The 16,557-nt window shown below is 70.4% G+C and carries 14 protein-coding genes; 6 read left to right on the forward strand and 8 right to left on the reverse strand.

Features of this window, described 5'->3' with window-relative positions:
* The first annotated feature begins 837 nt into the window (after positions 1-837).
* Positions 838-1,134 (forward strand): beta/alpha barrel domain-containing protein, encoded by a 297-nt coding sequence (locus BLQ91_RS41300; protein ID WP_090097165.1) that lies wholly within the window; start codon positions 838-840, stop codon positions 1,132-1,134.
* 49 nt (positions 1,135-1,183) lie between these two features.
* Here BLQ91_RS41300 and BLQ91_RS13765 read toward each other — a convergent pair whose 3' ends face one another.
* On the reverse strand, positions 1,184-1,933 hold the full coding sequence (locus BLQ91_RS13765) for an IclR family transcriptional regulator (RefSeq protein ID WP_176959731.1): 750 nt from the start codon (positions 1,931-1,933) through the stop codon (positions 1,184-1,186).
* A 46-nt stretch (positions 1,934-1,979) separates the two neighbouring features.
* Between BLQ91_RS13765 and BLQ91_RS40275 the strand changes: the two genes are divergently transcribed.
* From BLQ91_RS40275 to BLQ91_RS13780, 4 genes are all read left to right on the forward strand, one after another.
* Complete coding sequence (locus tag BLQ91_RS40275) at positions 1,980-2,435, forward strand: hypothetical protein (RefSeq protein WP_143022630.1); 456 nt, start codon at positions 1,980-1,982, stop codon at positions 2,433-2,435.
* Positions 2,436-2,561: 126 nt separating this feature from the next.
* Positions 2,562-3,485, forward strand: coding sequence for an ACP S-malonyltransferase (locus tag BLQ91_RS13770; RefSeq protein ID WP_176959732.1), 924 nt, complete (start codon positions 2,562-2,564; stop codon positions 3,483-3,485).
* A 178-nt stretch (positions 3,486-3,663) separates the two neighbouring features.
* Positions 3,664-5,004: a glycosyltransferase gene (locus tag BLQ91_RS13775; protein ID WP_176959733.1), complete on the forward strand. Its 1,341-nt coding sequence runs from the start codon at positions 3,664-3,666 to the stop codon at positions 5,002-5,004.
* A gap of 132 nt (positions 5,005-5,136) precedes the next feature.
* A complete protein-coding gene (locus BLQ91_RS13780; RefSeq protein ID WP_143022631.1) occupies positions 5,137-6,279 on the forward strand; it encodes a hydroxymethylglutaryl-CoA reductase in 1,143 nt (380 codons plus the stop codon).
* Between the two features lie 104 nt (positions 6,280-6,383).
* Here the strand turns inward: BLQ91_RS13780 and BLQ91_RS13785 are convergent, their stop codons facing one another.
* Positions 6,384-7,868, reverse strand: a complete 1,485-nt coding sequence (locus BLQ91_RS13785) for a multicopper oxidase family protein (protein WP_176959734.1) — start codon at positions 7,866-7,868, stop codon at positions 6,384-6,386.
* Between the two features lie 89 nt (positions 7,869-7,957).
* Here BLQ91_RS13785 and BLQ91_RS41305 point away from each other — a divergent pair, with 89 nt between their 5' ends.
* Positions 7,958-8,293, forward strand: coding sequence for a hypothetical protein (locus tag BLQ91_RS41305; RefSeq protein ID WP_090097171.1), 336 nt, complete (start codon positions 7,958-7,960; stop codon positions 8,291-8,293).
* A 162-nt stretch (positions 8,294-8,455) separates the two neighbouring features.
* Here BLQ91_RS41305 and BLQ91_RS13795 read toward each other — a convergent pair whose 3' ends face one another.
* The 6 genes from BLQ91_RS13795 to BLQ91_RS13820 form a co-directional block, all read right to left on the reverse strand.
* The gene (locus BLQ91_RS13795) at positions 8,456-9,361 is read right to left on the reverse strand and encodes a nuclear transport factor 2 family protein (RefSeq protein WP_176959735.1); all 906 of its coding nucleotides are present in this window, start codon (positions 9,359-9,361) and stop codon (positions 8,456-8,458) included.
* A 111-nt stretch (positions 9,362-9,472) separates the two neighbouring features.
* A complete protein-coding gene (locus tag BLQ91_RS13800) occupies positions 9,473-10,507 on the reverse strand; it encodes an alcohol dehydrogenase catalytic domain-containing protein (RefSeq protein ID WP_090097173.1) in 1,035 nt (344 codons plus the stop codon).
* Entirely contained in the window at positions 10,504-12,765 is a 2,262-nt protein-coding gene (locus BLQ91_RS13805; protein ID WP_090097174.1) for an SDR family NAD(P)-dependent oxidoreductase, read from the reverse strand. Before BLQ91_RS13805 ends, BLQ91_RS13800 begins: the two co-directional genes overlap by 4 nt.
* A 37-nt stretch (positions 12,766-12,802) precedes the next feature.
* A complete protein-coding gene (locus BLQ91_RS13810) occupies positions 12,803-13,489 on the reverse strand; it encodes an O-methyltransferase (RefSeq protein ID WP_090097175.1) in 687 nt (228 codons plus the stop codon).
* Complete coding sequence (locus BLQ91_RS13815; RefSeq protein WP_090097176.1) at positions 13,486-14,250, reverse strand: L-tyrosine 3-hydroxylase; 765 nt, start codon at positions 14,248-14,250, stop codon at positions 13,486-13,488. The genes BLQ91_RS13810 and BLQ91_RS13815 overlap by 4 nt, the downstream gene beginning before the upstream one ends.
* On the reverse strand, positions 14,247-15,758 hold the full coding sequence (locus BLQ91_RS13820; protein ID WP_176959736.1) for an HAL/PAL/TAL family ammonia-lyase: 1,512 nt from the start codon (positions 15,756-15,758) through the stop codon (positions 14,247-14,249). The genes BLQ91_RS13815 and BLQ91_RS13820 overlap by 4 nt, the downstream gene beginning before the upstream one ends.
* Between the last annotated feature and the right edge of the window lie 799 nt (positions 15,759-16,557).

A 16,557-nucleotide genomic window follows, 5' to 3' on the forward strand; every position in this document is an offset into this window, starting at 1 on the left:
ACGGAAATCGTTGCCGTGACTGGAAATCCGCCCTCCGGACCAGGACCTCCAGGCAGAACGGAGAGCAGCCGCACGCTCTGGCCGAGGCGAAATTTCCTCGGATGAGTGGGCCTGCCGCCGCGGAACGTCGCGAACTCCTTGCGCTCCAACCCCCTTCAGGGCCGCGCTGTGCGCTCTCGGAAGACGGCGAGTTGTCCCTCGGCGGCGTGCTCGCCGGTCACCGGAGAGGCGCGCCGTCGCTGACCGGCAGGGCGGGGAAGGCACGGGCACCGCGACAGCGCTGGGCCCGGTCCCGCAGTTCCGAGAAGAGGGCGTGGTCGCCTTCGTAGCGGCGAGCACAGCTCGGCGTTCGTCACCACCCCGGGGGCAGCCACGCGCACAGTCCCGTGACGACCGCACTCCTCGACATGTGAGCACCTCGGAACTCGGCGAATTCAAAGGGAGGAAAGGACTTCCGGATTCAGAGGCGGAACACCCGAATCATCCGCCGGGCGATTCGATGCCGACATGCGAAATCTGCCGAACGGCGGTCGTTTGGCACAACCGGCCGTTCCGCCGGACGGAACAGCGACGTGGCCGACAGATCGGGGCCGGTGCGGTGACCGGATCCGGCAGAATCATGTCCACATAGGACTTCGTCCGCGTCGTGCATCGGCTTGAGCACTTCGCACCGCCGGGCGCGGTTCGTCGTCGAGGTCGCCGTCGCCGATGCGATCGGTGCGGACCGCGTCGGCATCCGCGTCTCGCCCGGCGCCAACGTCCAAGGCGCGCTGGAGCTCGACGAAGAGGACGTGTCGGCCACCTGCGCTGCGCTTTTCGACTGCCTCCGGCAGCGCCTTGGTCCAGGACCTCCGGCGCATCTCCGGCTCACCCCTGATCGTCAACACCGGCTTCTCCTCGGTCACCGACCGGCGGACCGCAGCTGATCTCGTCGGCACCGGACAGGCGGACGCCGTCGCTGTCGGACGCGCCGCGATCGCCAACCCCGATCTGCCCCGGCGCTGGCAAGCCGATCGTCCGGAAGCCTTCCCGGACCAGACGACGTTCTACTCGGGCGGCGCGACCGGGTACACCGACTACCCGGTCGACGACGTACCGGACGGAAACTCCTCGGCAGGCCGGCTGCATCGGTGAAATGCCTGGTGAGCCCTGACACTGAACACGTCGACGTCGTGCGGCACCGTCACGTCGCAACAGATCGGAGCTGGGAATCCCGCATCCCCAGCGCGGCGTGGTGCGCGAGCCGCCGGAGTTGGGGAGCCACTGCGCGCACGTCGACCCTGGCGGAGGGACCGACCACCGCGATCACGGCCGGCGCGGATCCCCAGATCCGCAGCGCGACCGCCAGGCTCGTCACCCCGAGCCGCCATTCGTTGACGTCCGTCGCGATGCCGCTGGCCTGCGTCGAGATCAGTTCCCGCTGGAGCCGCCCCCTGTCGGTGATGGTGAGGTCGGTGTAGCGGTGCAGCTCGAGATCCTGTTCTGCCTGGGTCCACGCGTGCGCCAGCAGCAGTTTGCCCGCGGCCGTGCAGTGCAGGGGCAGCGTGTCGCCGAGGTGGGTCGCGAAACTCGCGGCTCGGCTGCCGCACACCCGCTTGACGACCCGCGCGACGCCTCCCGCACGGATGACCAGCAGAACCGGGTGCTTGACCGTTTCGTGGAGGTCGGTCAGATACGGGAGAACGCGGTCGTAGAGCCCGGGGTCGACGTCCGTGCTGGAAGACGACAACCTCGCGACCTTGACCGTCAGCTCGTAGCGCCCGGCAGCGGTCTTGACGAAGCCCTCATCGCAGAGGAACCCCAGCATCCGGTGCGTCGTCGACTTCGGCAGACCCGCCTTCCGCGCCAACTCGGCGACGCCGACCTCGCCCTGGCAGAGGCTGAAAGCCTCCAGAACGGCGAGCACCTTCGCCGCGGCGGCCTTGCCGGTCACGGCGTCGCCGTCCGGTTGGCGGCTATCGCCTCCAGGCTGCGAATCCGTGCACGACGTGCTGATCGACAACACCGCCACCACCCCTCACCACCTCCTCGACGCGATCTGCGGAGGACCGGTGCTCGACGGTATGGAATCCCGGTGGGGGCGAACCTGCGGAACTCCGCAATCTCGCAGTGCTCCACAGTGCGGTTTTCCGCAATCACCGCAACAACCGATGACGCTCGCTGTCACCCGATCGGGTGATGCACGGGTGCGCGGCACAGTGAGAATCAATTCGCAGTTCATCCGCTGTTCCCGGGAGGACGAATTCCACGAGTCCTGCTCACCTCGACTCCGGCAGCGCTTTGCACTGGTCGAGAGGGAGCCTCGAACGCGACAGGGCCAACTCATCGAAGATTTCGCCTGTGATTTTCGAACCGTGCCGGTGGAGAGGGCCGATCGGCACGGAGAAGAGCTGCCGCTGGACGTGCTCCACCGGATGTTCGGTCTCCCGCCGTGAACCGGCCACCGACGCGTACCGACCCGCAGGGCGGACGATCACCCCGTTCCACAGGGCGGAATGACGCCTTGTCGACCACCGGCACGACCGCAATATTCGGGCACAGCACACCGACGAGGGAGTTTTGTGGACACGCAAAGCGCCGACCCGGTTTTCCTCTTCGCCGGCCACGGCGGTTATCTCCCGGGTGGCCTGCACGAGTTCGCGGACGACTTCGCGGGACTGCCCGCCGTGCTGGAGCGGATCAACGCGGCGTCCGGGGCCGCGGGCGGACCCGAGGTGGCCGAGTTGCTCACCGACCGCACAGCGCCGACGCTGGAAAGCCTGGTCGAGGACAACCCCGGCAGGCTCCACCTGGCGATCTTCGCGACCGAGATCTGCCTGTACGACTTCTACACCCGGTGCTGCGGCCTGTCGCCCGCCGTTCTGGTGGGTCACAGCCTCGGCGAGTTCGCCGCTCTCGTGGCCTCCGGATGTGTTTCGCTCGAAGACGCGGTCCGGCTGATCATCGCGCGCGACGAGGCACTGCGCGGAGCAGGTCTGCCCGACGGCGGCATGGTCGCGCTGCGCACCGACAGACGACACGTCGACGAACTGCTCACCGGGCTCGCCGATCAGCGAACGGTGCTCGCCGTCGACAACAGCACCGAGCAGGTCGTCGTCTCCGGCCCGGCCGAACCGCTGCGGCGCCTGGTCCACCTCGCCGCGGCGGCGGGCATCGAGACGACCCGGCTGCACGTGTCCTACCCGTTCCACAACGCGTTGCTCGACGAGGCCGCGGCCCGGTTCTCCGCCGTGGTGGACACGATCACCTGTGCCGCGCCGAGCATCCCGGTCCACTCCCCCGTGCTGGGGCGCCGGGTCGAGCGTCCGGCCGATGTCCGCGAAGTGCTGGCGTGTCACCTCGTGCGTCCGGTCGCGTTCCTGGACTCCCTGCTGGCGCTCGGAGCCGAGGGGCACCACACCTACCTCGAGTGCAGCGTCAGGTCCGTGCTGATGAAACTCGTGCGAGCTGCCCGCGGCGATGCACCCGCGAGCGTTCCTGCTTGAGCAGACCGGCGATTCTCCGACCGAGTCGGTGATCCGCGGGTCGTCACGCCTGCGCGTCCAGGTCCGCGCACATCACCTCCCGCGGCACTGCCGAGTCCTCCGCGGACTCACTTCCCACGTCGCTGGTCCTGTTCTGGTGACCGATCTTTCTTCGAGATGCTCTTCTGGAGGTCAACGTATGACGCGCGTGGTCATGGCAGCGATTCCCTTTCCCGGACACGTGAACCCGCTGCGCCCCATCGCCGCCCACCTGGTGGCCCGGGGTCACGACGTCACCTTCGTCACCGGCACCAACCTGCGCGACGCGGTCCTCGGCACGGGCGCCACCTTCCACCCGCTCAAGGGGCACGCCGACTACGACGGCCCGAACGTGTACCAAACCGTCCCGGAGCTCGTCGCCGCCGCGCCCGGGGTCGAGCAGATCGCCGTCTACCTCACCGAGGTGCTGGCCAAGCCCATGCGGGAGCAGCACGAGGCCGTCCAGGAGGTTCTCGCCCAGCAACCGGACACGCCCACGGTCGTGCTGCACGAGATGTACTTCAACGGGCTGTGGCCGATCCAGCTGGGCGCGCCGGGCATCCGGCCCGCGCGGGTGCTCGGTCTCGGTGTCACGGTGCTTCCCCTGTACAGCGTGGACACGGCGCCTTTCGGCATGGGACTGCTGCCCGACGCGTCACCGAGCGGACGGGAGCGCAACGCCCGGCTCAACGCGGAGGTGCGCGCGGCGTTCTCCTCCGCGCAACGCCTCGCGGAGCAGCTGGTCCGCGACTGCGGCGGCACCGGCACGCTGCCCTCCTACTTCGACGCGCAGGTCGTGGTGCCCGACGAATGCCTGCACCTGTCCATCCCCTCCCTGGAGTACCCGCGCAGCGACCTCCCCGATTCGGTTCGCTTCGTGGGCGTGCCGTGGGAGGCGGACCACCAGGACGTGCCGCTGCCGCAGTGGTGGGAAGACGTGCTCAACGCCGAAAAGGTGGTTCTCGTTTCGCAGGGCACCGTCAGCAACGACGACTACTCCGAGCTGATGCTGCCCACGATCGAGGCCTTGGCCGGCCAGGACTGCCTCGTGATCGCCACGACCGGCGGCCGGCCGGTGAGCGATCTCGGCGCCCTCCCGGACAACGTGCGTGCCGCGGAGTACATCCCGTACACGCAGCTGCTCCCGCATGTCGACGTGTTCGTCAGCAACGGCGGGTTCGGCGGGATGCAGATGGCCCTGAGCCGTGGTGTGCCCCTCGTCCTGGCGGGCGAGACCGAGGAGAAGAAGGACTCCAGCGCGCACGCCGCGTGGACCGGCGCGGCCATCAACCTCGCGACGGGCAGGCCGCGCGCCTCTGACATCGGTGCGGCGGTGAGCAAGGTGCTGCGTGACGACAGCTACCGCGCCGCCGCGCAACGGCTGCAAGCCGAGTACGCGCAGTACGACGCGCTTCGCACCATCACCGACATCGTCGAAAGTGCGGGCGAAACCCCTGTGTCGCAAGGAACCGACGCGATCGGCGACCTCCTCCACTCCTGAGGTGCGGAACTCGGGAACGTCCTCGCAGAACTGGCGCGACACGTGGGGCCGCCTCGCGGAACACGAGGCCGAGGTGGTCCCACGACTTCGACGAAGCGCCTCTCCCACCACTCGGCAGAACGGCATGTGAAGATGCACATCTCGCGCACCAGCGAGCGTCAGCGGCGGAACCTGCTGGCGGAACTGCTTTCCGACGACAAGAAGCTGATCACGGCGTTGGAGACGACGCTCACCGAGAGCGACGTCGCGGGCAACGTCGAGAACTTCGTCGGCGCCGTACCGGTCCCCCTGGGACTCTGCGGTCCCGTGCTGGTGAACGGACAGCACGCCGTGGGCGAGTTCGTGGTCCCCATGGCGACGCTGGAGGGCACCCTGGTGGCCTCGTACAGCCGCGGTGCGAAGATGCTCAAGGCGTCGGGGGGCTGCGAAGTCGTCGTGACGGCCGACCGCTTCCTGCGGGGCATCCACTACCGCGTGAACAGCCTCCGCGAAGCGCAGGACCTCGTGCTGTGGTGCCGAAATCAGGAACAGGTGCTTCTCGCCGTGGCGGAGAGCACCAGCGGTCATCTGCGCGCGCAGCGGTTCCACTACGAGCACGTCGGCTCCACCGTGCTGGTTTCAGTGGAGTTCACCACCGGTGACGCGATGGGCAGCAACATGGCGAGCAAAGCGATAGCCGCGGTTTCGGAGCACGTCGTCCGGTACAGCGGCATCGAGCTGGAGGAGTTCCTGCCGTACCCGGAGGACAAGAAGCCCATTCCGGCACGCCTGAAGGGCAAGGCGGTGACCGCCCGGGCGGTTCTCCCGGCGGATGTCGTGGCCTCTCAGGGGCGGACGGACGTGCTGCGGCTGGACCGGTACGTCCAGGCCTACCGGAGCACGCTCGCGCTGCACGGCAGCTCATCGCTCAACATCCACGTCGCCAACGGCATGGCCGGCCTGTTCCAGGCGTTCGGGCAGGACATGGCCTACCTGGGCGAGTGTGCGAAGGGGATCGTGGACTCCCGCGTGACGAGCAGTGGCGACCTGGAGATCTCCCTGACGCTGCCCACGCTCGTCGTGGGAACGGTCGGGGGCGGGACGGGCCTTCCGGCCTTCCAGGCGACGCTGGGCATGGTCGGCTGCGCCGGCACCGGCAAGGTGGCCAAACTGGCGGAGATCATCGCCGCGGTGCTGCTGGCGGGCGAGATCGGTTGCGCGGTCGCCCAGTGCGCGGGCGAGTTCGTCTCCGCGCACGAGTCCCTTGGGCGCAACCGTCCGGACGAGTCGGACTGAGCTTCCACGCGCAGTCTCGGCGTGTGAGGCCGTCGGTGTGTCCCATCGCGGTCTGCGGGCGCGGGTGGTGACCGGCTTCGCCGTCACCACCCGCGCCCGGCCCCTCATCGCTTGGGCACGACTTCGAACTGGCCCATCATCGAGTGGGTCGCGTGGTCGAGGAAGTGGCAGTGGAACGGGTACCGGCCGAGGTGGGAGTCGAACGTCGCCTGGATGCGGACCACGTCGCCGGGGAACAGGCGGACGGTGTCCTTCGGGTAGGAGTCGTGGGCGGGCTCGGGCTTGCCGTTGCGGTCGAGGACCCGGAACTGCACGAGGTGCAGGTGCAGCGTGTGCTGGATGCCGAGAGCGGCGTCGTCGTTCACGATCTCCCAGATCTCGGTCGAGCCGTGCTCGATCGTCGCGTCCACGCGGTCCGGGTCGAACCCCTGGTCGTTGATGACGAACTGGCCCTTCGCGAGATCGAGGCGCAGGACGAACCGCCGGGTTCTCGTGACCCGGCCTCGCAGCGCGTTGTTGGCCGGCCAACCCGGGACCTGTCCCCGCACCAGCGGGACCCGCCCGCCGCCCGACCAGCTGGGGATGGCGATCTCCGGCTTGGCCCACGAACCCCCGTCGCCGACCCGGAACTGCAGGATGTCGCGCTTGTTCTCGGACAGGGCCGCCACGTTCTGCAGCGCGATGGCGGTGCCCGGCGGAACCGACCGGAAGTCCACCAGCACCTCGGCACGCTCCGCCGGCCAGACGTCGATCTCCTGCCGCACCGCGGGCACGCGCAGGAAACCGCCGTCGGACGCGATCTGCAGGAACGGCGCTCCGGTGGAGAGCCGGAACTTGAACATCTCGAGGTTCGAGCCGTTGATCAGCCTGAGGCGGTACAGCTTCCGCTTGACCTCGAAGTAGGGCTGCGGCCGTCCGTTGACGAGCACCGTCGGCCGGTTGAGGAAGTCGTCCGGCACGAAGACGAGCTGGCCCTTGCTGTCGAACTTCGCGTCCCGCAGCATCAGGGGGACGTCGAATTCGCCAGTGGGCAGCGGAAGCAGCTCGTCCACGGGATCCGACAGCAGGTACGCGCCGGAAAGGCCGCGGTAGACCCGTTCGCCTTCGAAGTGGTGCGTGTGGTCGTGGTACCAGAGCGTCGCGGCCCGCTGGTCGTTCGGATACCGGTACTCCCTGGACTGGCCGGGTGCGATCGGGTCCATCGGGTGCCCGTCGCTCGACGCCGGGACGTCAGCGCCGTGCAGGTGGACGGTGGCAGGGCCGGACAGGCCGTTGAACTGCCTGACCACCACGGCGCGACCGCGCCGGGCGCGGAGGGTCGGACCGGGGAAGCTCCCGTTGAAGGTGAGCGTCTTGGTCCGGATGCCGGGGAGGACCTCGAGTTCGGTCTCCGCGATCCGCATGTCGTAGAAGTCGGCGTCCGCCGTGCTCCGCGTGGGCTTCAGCACCGGGGGGATCGACAACGGCACCGAGAAGGGCGGCACCCCCGGCGGATCGTCAGAGAACGCGGACGCCAGCTGCTTCGTCGGGAAGACCAGGGCCGCGCCGACGACGGAACCGAGTTTGATCGCATCTCTTCTGTTCAGCACGTCGATCACCTTCAGGGAGTCGGGGAGCGAACCGCGGGTGCAGGGCGGCCGCGGCCAGCAGGGAGAGCACGAACGAGTACTGCAAGACGGTGATCGCCGCGGACATCGTGTTGCCGCGTGAGATCGCGTTGCCGACGGTGAGCCCCGCCAGGGGGATCGTCATCGAGGCGCTGAGGACGGCCGACGTCGCCGCGAAGACCAGCGCGGCGGTGGTGCGCCTCGCTGCCGCCCACCGCCGGGTGGCGGCGGCGGCCAGCACCACGCTCGCCATCGTCACGTGCGCGGCGAGCATCGTGATGCCGGCGAAATTGGGGACGGCGCTCGCCACGATGGCTGGAGGCGGGGTGGGAGACCCGCCTGTTCCTGCGTGGTGCCCGGCATCGGCCGGGAGGAGGGACAGCGGCTGCGGCCTCACGTCCAAATAGGACGACCAGTCCCGGATCTGCCAGGCCACGACCGCCGCGAGGGCGATCGCGAGCAGAACCAGTGGAGTCGTGGGCCAGCTGTGGCCCGATGACGACGAGGACGCGGGCCGGATTGCGATGTCGTCCTGCATGGAACCGCCTTTCCCGCCCGCGTCCCTCGGATCAGTACATCGTGTTCGGGTTGGCCGAAGTCGGCGGAGTGGGCTCGATGACCACCCAGTGCTCCAGCAGTTTTCCGTCTCGGACGCGGTACAGGTCGGCGCCCACGCCGTTGTCCATGTCGAAGAGGTTCTCCAGGTGGACGAAGACAGCGACCAGGTCTCCCTCGGCGACGACGGTCTTCACGTTGGCGCGGTAATCCGGCCGCGCGGCGAACGCGTCGTGGATGAACTGCTGCAGCGCTCCGGTTCCGTTCGGGACGTTCGGGAAGTGCTGGTAGTAGGTGTTGTCCCCGATGTAGCGGTCGAGCGCCTGGAGGCGGAGCTCGTCATCGGGCTGGTTGACGATCTCGGCGAAGGCGGCGCGAGCCACGTGTTCGCTCTCGGCGTCCGTGGCGAACGGCAGCGACTTGGAGATCCTGGGCGAGCTGAGCGTGGAGAACATGTCGTTGCCGGTGCCGGCCGGCCGGACGGCCTCGTTGACCTCCCAGTGCTCGGCGATCCTGCCCTTGTCGAGGCGGAAGAGGTTGATCTTGGCGACCCCCGCGTCGCCGGCCTTGCCGACGAAGTGGCTGTGCGCCACGACCAGGTCGTTCTGGGCGATGGTCCGCTTCACGGTGAACCGGAGGTCCGGGTTCTGGTTGCGCAGGCCCGCGTGGTACTCGCGGAACGCGGCCCGGCCGTTGGCGATCGCGGGGTAGTGCTGGACGAGGTCGGGGCGCACCACCCTGTCGAGGTGTCCGAGATCCCCACGGTTCAGCGCGGAGTAGAAGCCGAGGACGACCGCCCTGTTCGCCCTTTCCTTCGGACTGGCGATCGACTCGAACGCACCCTGCGGGTGGTGGGTCGGTGCGGCGGTGACGGCCGGGCTGAGGGCGGCGATCATGGTGGCCGACAGGATGAGCGGCACGACCACACGTGAGCGGATTCGGGCTCGGTAGGTCCTTGTTGGCATCTGGCTTCTCGCTTCCTGCGTTTGTCGAAAACCTGACTGCGCTTGGCAAATGCAGCTTTCGGCGCGTTAGAGCCGCACGAGCACCTTGGTGGCCGCGCGCGCGGCCATCACCTCGTAGCCGGACACGATGTCGTCCAGAGCCACCTCCTTGTCGAAGATGGAACCGGGGGCGAGCGTGCCGGCCAGTACCCGTTCGACGAGATCGGGAAGGTAGGCGCGGGCCGGCGTGAGCCCGCCGGTGAGGGTGATGCCGCGGAAGAACACCGGCGTCACGTCACCGATCGGCGGGCTGCCCATCACGCAGACGGTGCCGCCGGTCCGGCACAGCGCGAAAGCCGTGTTCTGCGCCTGGGGGCCGCCACCGCACTCCACCACCACGTCGGCGCCACGCCCTTGTGTGGCTGCGCGAACGAAATCGATGGACTCGGCGACGCTTTCGGGGCCTCGGGCCAGGAAGGTGTCGGTCGCACCGAAGTCGCGGCCCTTGCTCAACCGCGTCTCGTGCCTGCCCACGAGGATGATCCGGCCGGCGCCCGCCTCCCGGGCCGCGAGCGCGGCGCACATCCCGACCGGACCGTCACCGAGGACGGCGACCGACGAGCCCGGCGCGACCCGGCCCGTCCGGACGGCGTGCAAGCCGGTCGCCATCGTGTCGGTGAGGGCGAGGAGCGACGACAGCCGTTCGTCGTTCTCGTCCACCGGCACCGCCACCAGGTTGGCGTCGGCGAAGGGGACGCGGACCGCTTCGGCCTGTGCGCCGTCGCCGTCCACACCGAACATGCCGCCCGCGGCGCAGGCACTGTGCACACCGGCCTGACATGCGGCGCAGGTCCCGTCGGCGAAGTTGAACGGCGCGACGACCATCATCCCCGGACGGAGCGTGGAGACCTCGGTGCCGACGTCTTCGACCACGCCGACGAACTCGTGCCCGCAGCGAGGCCCGGTGGCCGGACCGGGAAGTCCGTTGTAGCCGTGCAGATCCGTGCCGCAGATCCCGGCGACGACAACGCGGACGACCGCGTCACCGGGTGCCTGGAGCACCGCGTCCGGGACCGCTTCCACGGTCAACTCGTGCTTTCCGTGCAGGATTGCAGCCTTCATGAGGACACCTCTCGTCGGCCCGGCCTGATCGAATCCGGCTCCCCCGGTTCGGCGGACGGCAGAAGCCGCGGTCGTGGCAGCACGTCCTCCGTCCGGACGCACCCGCCCGCCGCGTGGTCCGCCGCGCCCGTGACGACGGAGACCAGCGCGGCCGCCGAGTCCTCGGCGGCGGTGAAACGCCCGGACCGCTGGGCCTTCACCGTCCACGCCAGGATGTCGTCCTCCCAGCGGTTCCCCGTCCGGCCGCGATCGAGGTGGGACCGGGTCATCCCGGCGTCGACCAGGCCCGGGTCGAACGCCACCGCCACCCGCGCGGAGTCGGCCAGCTCGCCGGCCAGGCTCGCGGTCACCGAGATCAACCCCGCCTTGGTGGCGGCATAGGCGCTGGCGTGCGGCCAGCCGACCGCGCCCGCGCGGCTCACCACGTTCACCACGCGTCCGGTGAGCGAGGGCAGCACCGCCCGCGTCACCCGCACAGCTCCGAAGAGCCCGACCTCGAAGGCCCGCACCCATTCCGCCTCGTCCACGGTCCACAAGGGACCGATCGGGCCGCCGACACCCGCGTTGTTCACCAGCACGTCGAGGCCACCCAGCTCGGCCACGACCTGGTCGACTCCACCGGCCACCGAATCGTGGTCCGTCACGTCGAGGCGCACCCAGGTCGCGGTTCCACCGGCTTGCCGGATCCCGTCGACGGTCTCCACCAGGGCGTCCCGGTGGCGGCCGGCGACGGCGACGGACAGCCCGGCGGCGGCCAGCGCCTCCGCGAACGTCCGTCCCAGCCCACGCCCGCCGCCGGTGACCAGCACCCGCAGCGCCGGGGGCCGCATCCGCTTACCGGTCGAGGAGCGCGGGATCTCCCGCACCCGCTCGATGGCCCGCACCCGTTTGTGCGGCGAGACGCGGTCCGCGACGTAGGCCGTAATCTCCGCGAGGGACACCGGCTCGTTCAGCACGACGTAGGCCTTCGGGATCTCCCCCGCGACCAGGTCGGGCACGCCCGCGACCAAGGCCTCGGCCACCGCGGGGTGGCTCGTGACCACTTCCTCCAGCTCGACCGGGGACACCTGGTGCCCCTTGTACTTGATCAGCGCCTTCGCCCGGCCGGTGATCCGCAGGAAGCCGTGCGCGTCGCGGCTCACCAGGTCGCCGGTGCGCAGCCAGCCGTCCGCGTCCGCCGCCCCGCGGGCGATCTGCGGCCCGCGCAGCCACAACTCGCCCGACTCCGCGTCCGCGCCGCCGGTGAACCGCACCTCGGTGCCCGGGACGAGCACGCCGGTGGAGCCGGGCGGAACCCGGACTCCGTCCGGGCTGAAGCTCACGCACCCCGCCTCGGTCATCCCGAACCCCTGCACCACCGGGACGCCGAGAACCGCGGCGCAGCGGTCGGCGTCCACCGAGGGCAGCGGCGCACCACCCGAGACGACCAGCCGCAGCGACGGCAGCGGCTCCCCGGCCGCGCCGATCTCGGTCACCACGCTCGGCACCAGGTACGCCAGCGACACGCCGTCCTCGGTGACGTCGCGGGTGAAGTCTGCGGCCGAGAACGGGGTAGCGCCGATGACCAGGGTGGCGCCCGCCCTCAGCGCCGGGTTCATCGCCATCTGCATCCCGTAGACGTGCCTGAGCGGCGGTACCGACAGGACGACGTCGTCGCCGCGCACCCGGTGCAGGTGGGCGATCTGCCCGAGGTTGGCGGTCAGGTTGCGGTGTGACACCGCCACGAGCTGCGGTGTGCCCAGCGTGCCGCTGGAGCTCATCAGCACCGCCGTCCGGTCACCACCGGGCGGAGACAGCGGCAACGGTGGCGTGGCCACCGCCTCGTCCCACGGAGTGCCGTTCGACGTGAGAGCGCCGACGCAGACGGTCGGCAGCGGCACCTCCGGCGGTCCGAGGGCCGTCTCCGCGATCAGTGCCTTCGCACCGGTGCCGTCGATCGCGGCACGCCACCGCTCGGTGGTGTCCCGCGGGTCGAGCGCGAGCACCACTGCGCCGGCCGCGAGGACCCCGTGGTAGGCGACCACGAACTCGGCGCTGTTCTCGGTCAGCACCAGCACGGTGTCGTCGTCGCCGACCCCCGACCGGCGCAACCAGGCCGCGAGCCCGGCGACGGCCGCGCGCAGCCGTCCGTACGTCCATTCGACACGCCCGCCCCGGGAGCGGTCCACCACCGCGAGCCGGTCGTCGTCCGGGGCGCCCGGCCGCAGCACGTAGTCGCCGAGGTGCGCGCCGGCGGGCACCTCCCAGGCCGCCGTCACGGCCGCACCGGCACTTCAGCGGCTTGCCGTCCGGCCCTCACCGCTCCCCCGGGCCCCTCTTGCGGGCCAGGGTGAGACCGTCCGCGACGGTCAGCAGGACCGACTCGACGCGGTCGTCGTTGCGGACGTGTTCGTTGAACTCGCGGATGGCGCGGGCGTTGCCCTCGGCGTCGGGTGAAGCCGCCTCGCCGGCGTAGAGCACGTTGTCGGCCACGATCAGGCCGTTGGGGCGCAGCCGGGGCACGAGCTCTTCCCAGTAGGTGCGGTAGCCGACCTTGTCGGCGTCGAGGAAGGCCAGGTCGACGAACGGCTCTTCCGGAAGGCCCCGCAGGGTGTCGGCGGCGGGCCCGAACTGCTGCTCCACCCGCTCAGCGACACCGGCCCGGCTCCAGGCGGCGGTGGCGATCCCGGCCCAGCGGTCGGTCACGTCACAGGTGATCACCCGACCGGCCGGACCCACGCCCTCGGCCAGCGCGAGCGTCGAGTACCCGGTGAACGTGCCCACCTCGACCGCGACGCGGGCGCCGCTCAGCCGGGCCAGCAGCGTGAGCAGCGCCCCCTGTTCCGGAGGCACCTGCATCTCGGCCACCTGGCCGAGGGCGAGCGTGGCGTCGATCAGTTCGCGCTGGACGTCGGTGAACGGCGGGAGCTGGCCCCGGACGTACTCGAGCACCTGCGGGGTGAGCAGCACTGCCTTGTCGGGCTGTTCCGCTGTTGTCGTCATGCGTTGGCTCCATCCGCGAGAGCCGCCTCGGCGATCGGGACGAGGCGGCCGATGTGCATCGGCAGGTCGGTCTGGAAGTCGTTCACCGCGTCGCGGTCGTAGATCGCGTGCACCGGCCGCGCGGCGAGGTCCGCCAGCAGCGCCGCGACCCGCGCCCGCAGCGCCGCGGTGAAGACGTGGGCGCAGACCGGGGCCCGGTCGACGAGGAAGAAGTCGTCGAGCAGCGCCTGCTCGTCCTCGGTGGGCGCCTGGTGGGCATCCCTCCCGGCATCGCGCAGCAGCGACCCGCCGACCGGCACGAGCCGGGCGGCGACCGTCATGTGCACGAGGCGGTTGAACTTCACCGCCTCCTTCAGCGCCGAACCGGGGGCGGGCCGCACTCCGGCGAGCAGCGCGGCGGCGTGGCGGTGGTCGCGCGCCCACGTCCCGCTCATCGCCGGGTGCCGCGCCGCCATCCGGGGCCGGATGACCGAGTGGTAGACCTCGGGGCGGCAACTGCCCGAGTAGAGCAGCAGTGCCGAGTAGGTGTCGTGCAGGACGGCGGCCTCGTCGAGGTCACCGCGGCCGAGAGCGGCCGAGAGCAGCCGCCACACGCAGAAGGCGCCGTGGTGACCCAGCAACCAGCGGTACCAGGCGATCTCCGCCTCGCTGTCGAACGGCGGGCCGACGGCCTCGCCGGGTTCACCGGGGTGCCAGCCACACGGGGCGAGCGGGTCCTGCGGTAACGGGACGGTGAGCCGGGGCAGCGGCGGAGCGATCACGACAGCACCTCCGCGACGTGCTCGTCCAGCACATCGGCGGCCGCGCGGATGTCCTCGTCGAGCGGACGGTCGCGGGTGATCGGCGCAACGCGCTCGCCCAGCGCCGCGATGAGGTCGGCGCAGTGCGGCGCGGTCGGTTCGCGGTCGCCGATGTGGGCGGCTTGGCGCACCGCGACGCCGAGGCAACCGTGCAGCAGCCGCAGGAGACGAGCCTGCTCGTAGGCGGTCAGCGCGGCTTGGGTGCCGAAGGGGACGACGTCCTGGTTGTGCAGGTTGGTGGGAATGCTCTGCATCGCCGCGGGTGTGCACGCCCGGCGCATCGCCACGACGACCGACGTCGCCAGCACCTGCAAGCCCTGGATCGCGTGCTGCTTGCCCGGCTCGGCCGCGAGCATCGGGGGCCGCCCGCCGTTGCGGCCGGGGTCCACCAGCAGGTCGACCTGCCGTTCGGCGAGGTTGCCGACCTGGGTCACCGCCGAGGACAGCAGGTCGGCGGCGAAGGCGGCGGGCTGGCCGAAGAAGTTCCCCCCGTGCGCGACGAGGTCTTCGTCCGGGAAGAACAGCGGGTTGTCGCTGACGCCGCGGAGGTCGTCGGCGACGGTCCGGGCCGACCACCCGGCCGCCGACCGGGCGGCGCCGAGCAGCTGCGGCGTGCACCGGATGCTGTAGGGCTCCTGCAGTGGCCTCCCCGCCACCGGCGTGGTTCCCCCGAGCCACCACGACAGCTCACGGCCGGTCGCTGCGGCCTCGGGATGACCGAACGCCTCGAGCAGGGACGGCGCCAGGAACGCGGGCGTCGCACCGAGCAGGTCGGCCAGTGCCGCCGTCAGCGCGACCGCGACCTTCAGGGAGCGTTGTGCCGACAACACGGCGAGACCGGCGGCCGCTGTCGTCACCGACGTCCCGTTGACCAGGGCCAGCGCGTCCCGGCCGTCCAGCTCGAGCGGCGCCAGGCCCGCCGCGCGCAGGGCGTCGCCGGCGGGCATCCGAACGCCGTCGAAGTAGGCGTATCCGTGTCCGCGCAGGCTCTGGACGGCGTGCGCCAGGGGAACGAGGTCTCCGCTGGCGCCGACCGAGCCCCAGGTCGGTACGGCGGGGGCGAAACCGGTGTCGAGCATCCGGACCAGTGCGTCCACTGTGGACAGAGACGCGCCGGACAAGCCGCGGGCCAGGGACCGCGCGCGCACGAGCACCGCCGCGCGGGCGACGGGGATCGGCAGGTCGGGTCCCTGTCCGACGGTGAGGTGCTGCAGCACGTTCTCGCACTGCGCGGTGCTGCTTTCCCGGCCGTCGAAGACGACCAGGGGGCCGAATCCCGTGGTGGCACCGTAGACCGGGCGTTCACACTGCGCCAGCGTCGCCTCGACGAAGCGACGCCCGCGCTCGACGTCCGCCACGACCTGCGCGGACAACGCGATGCGCATCGGCCGGGCCGCGGCCTCCAGGTGGGTCAACTCCACGGGAGCCGACAGGTCGAGGGTGGTGGTCGCGGAATCGATCGGGCTCATCGTGTCATCGCCCCTAGTTCAGCCGAAGTGGGTTGGAGCTCGTCATCAGCCGCGTCGGCCAGGTCAGCGGCCCGTCCGAAGTGATCGCGCTTGCACCGGAAGGGAGTGACCTGTCGGCGGTGAGACCGGCGCACCGACCTGATCTGCGAGCGCACCCGCCAGACCAGCCGGATCCGCCACCGGTCGCCGGCCCGCTTTCCCCGCCTGCGAAAGCGACCTCGACCCGTCCTCGTAACGATTTTCGCCGCAAGTATGTATCGGTGAAGACGCCGTACAAACGAGCATTCCAGCTGTCGGAACGGTGCCGCGAACGGGATCGGACCGTCCACAAGAGACACTCACGGCCAGCCGCTGAGGAGCGGTGAGCCGAGCCGCCGGCGCTCCGCGTGGCGCAGACTCCCGAGTTGGCACACGGAGAGCGGCCGGCGTGACGGGAAGTAGTGACGGGGCCTGCTCGTCAGCTCCTCGATCATCTCGTCAGTCCCGTTCCGCTCGACTGTTCCTCAGGTGAGCATAGGAACGGTGCGTTGTGGTGCGCCTGCGGATGTCCGCAGCGCTGCCACCTGTTCACGGGTCGATCGCGCCTGCGAGCCCCTGCGCGGTGGCCGCGGACAGGGGACTTGCTCGTTCGAGTGGTGAGGACGGAGCGAACTGCGGGAGTTCCAGCGGTTCTGTCACCAAGAGGATGCAGTCGCTCACCAGCGGTGACACCGATGTCCGACGTCCTCATCGCAAGGCGAACGGACAGCTCACCCGTCACGAAGGGCGGCGCAGGGCGCCGATCAGGACTCCGCGGTTG

The organism is Lentzea jiangxiensis (assembly GCF_900104175.1).
GTDB lineage: Bacteria > Actinomycetota > Actinomycetes > Mycobacteriales > Pseudonocardiaceae > Lentzea > Lentzea jiangxiensis.

Coding starts and splice junctions, on each gene's coding strand:
- BLQ91_RS13810 (WP_090097175.1), bottom strand. CDS start 13,489: ATGACGACAACAGCGGAACAGCCCGACAAGGCAGTGCTGCTCACCCCG.
- BLQ91_RS13800 (WP_090097173.1), bottom strand. CDS start 10,507: ATGAAGGCTGCAATCCTGCACGGAAAGCACGAGTTGACCGTGGAAGCG.
- BLQ91_RS13820 (WP_176959736.1), bottom strand. CDS start 15,758: ATGAGCCCGATCGATTCCGCGACCACCACCCTCGACCTGTCGGCTCCC.
- BLQ91_RS13780 (WP_143022631.1), top strand. CDS start 5,137: ATGCACATCTCGCGCACCAGCGAGCGTCAGCGGCGGAACCTGCTGGCG.
- BLQ91_RS13775 (WP_176959733.1), top strand. CDS start 3,664: ATGACGCGCGTGGTCATGGCAGCGATTCCCTTTCCCGGACACGTGAAC.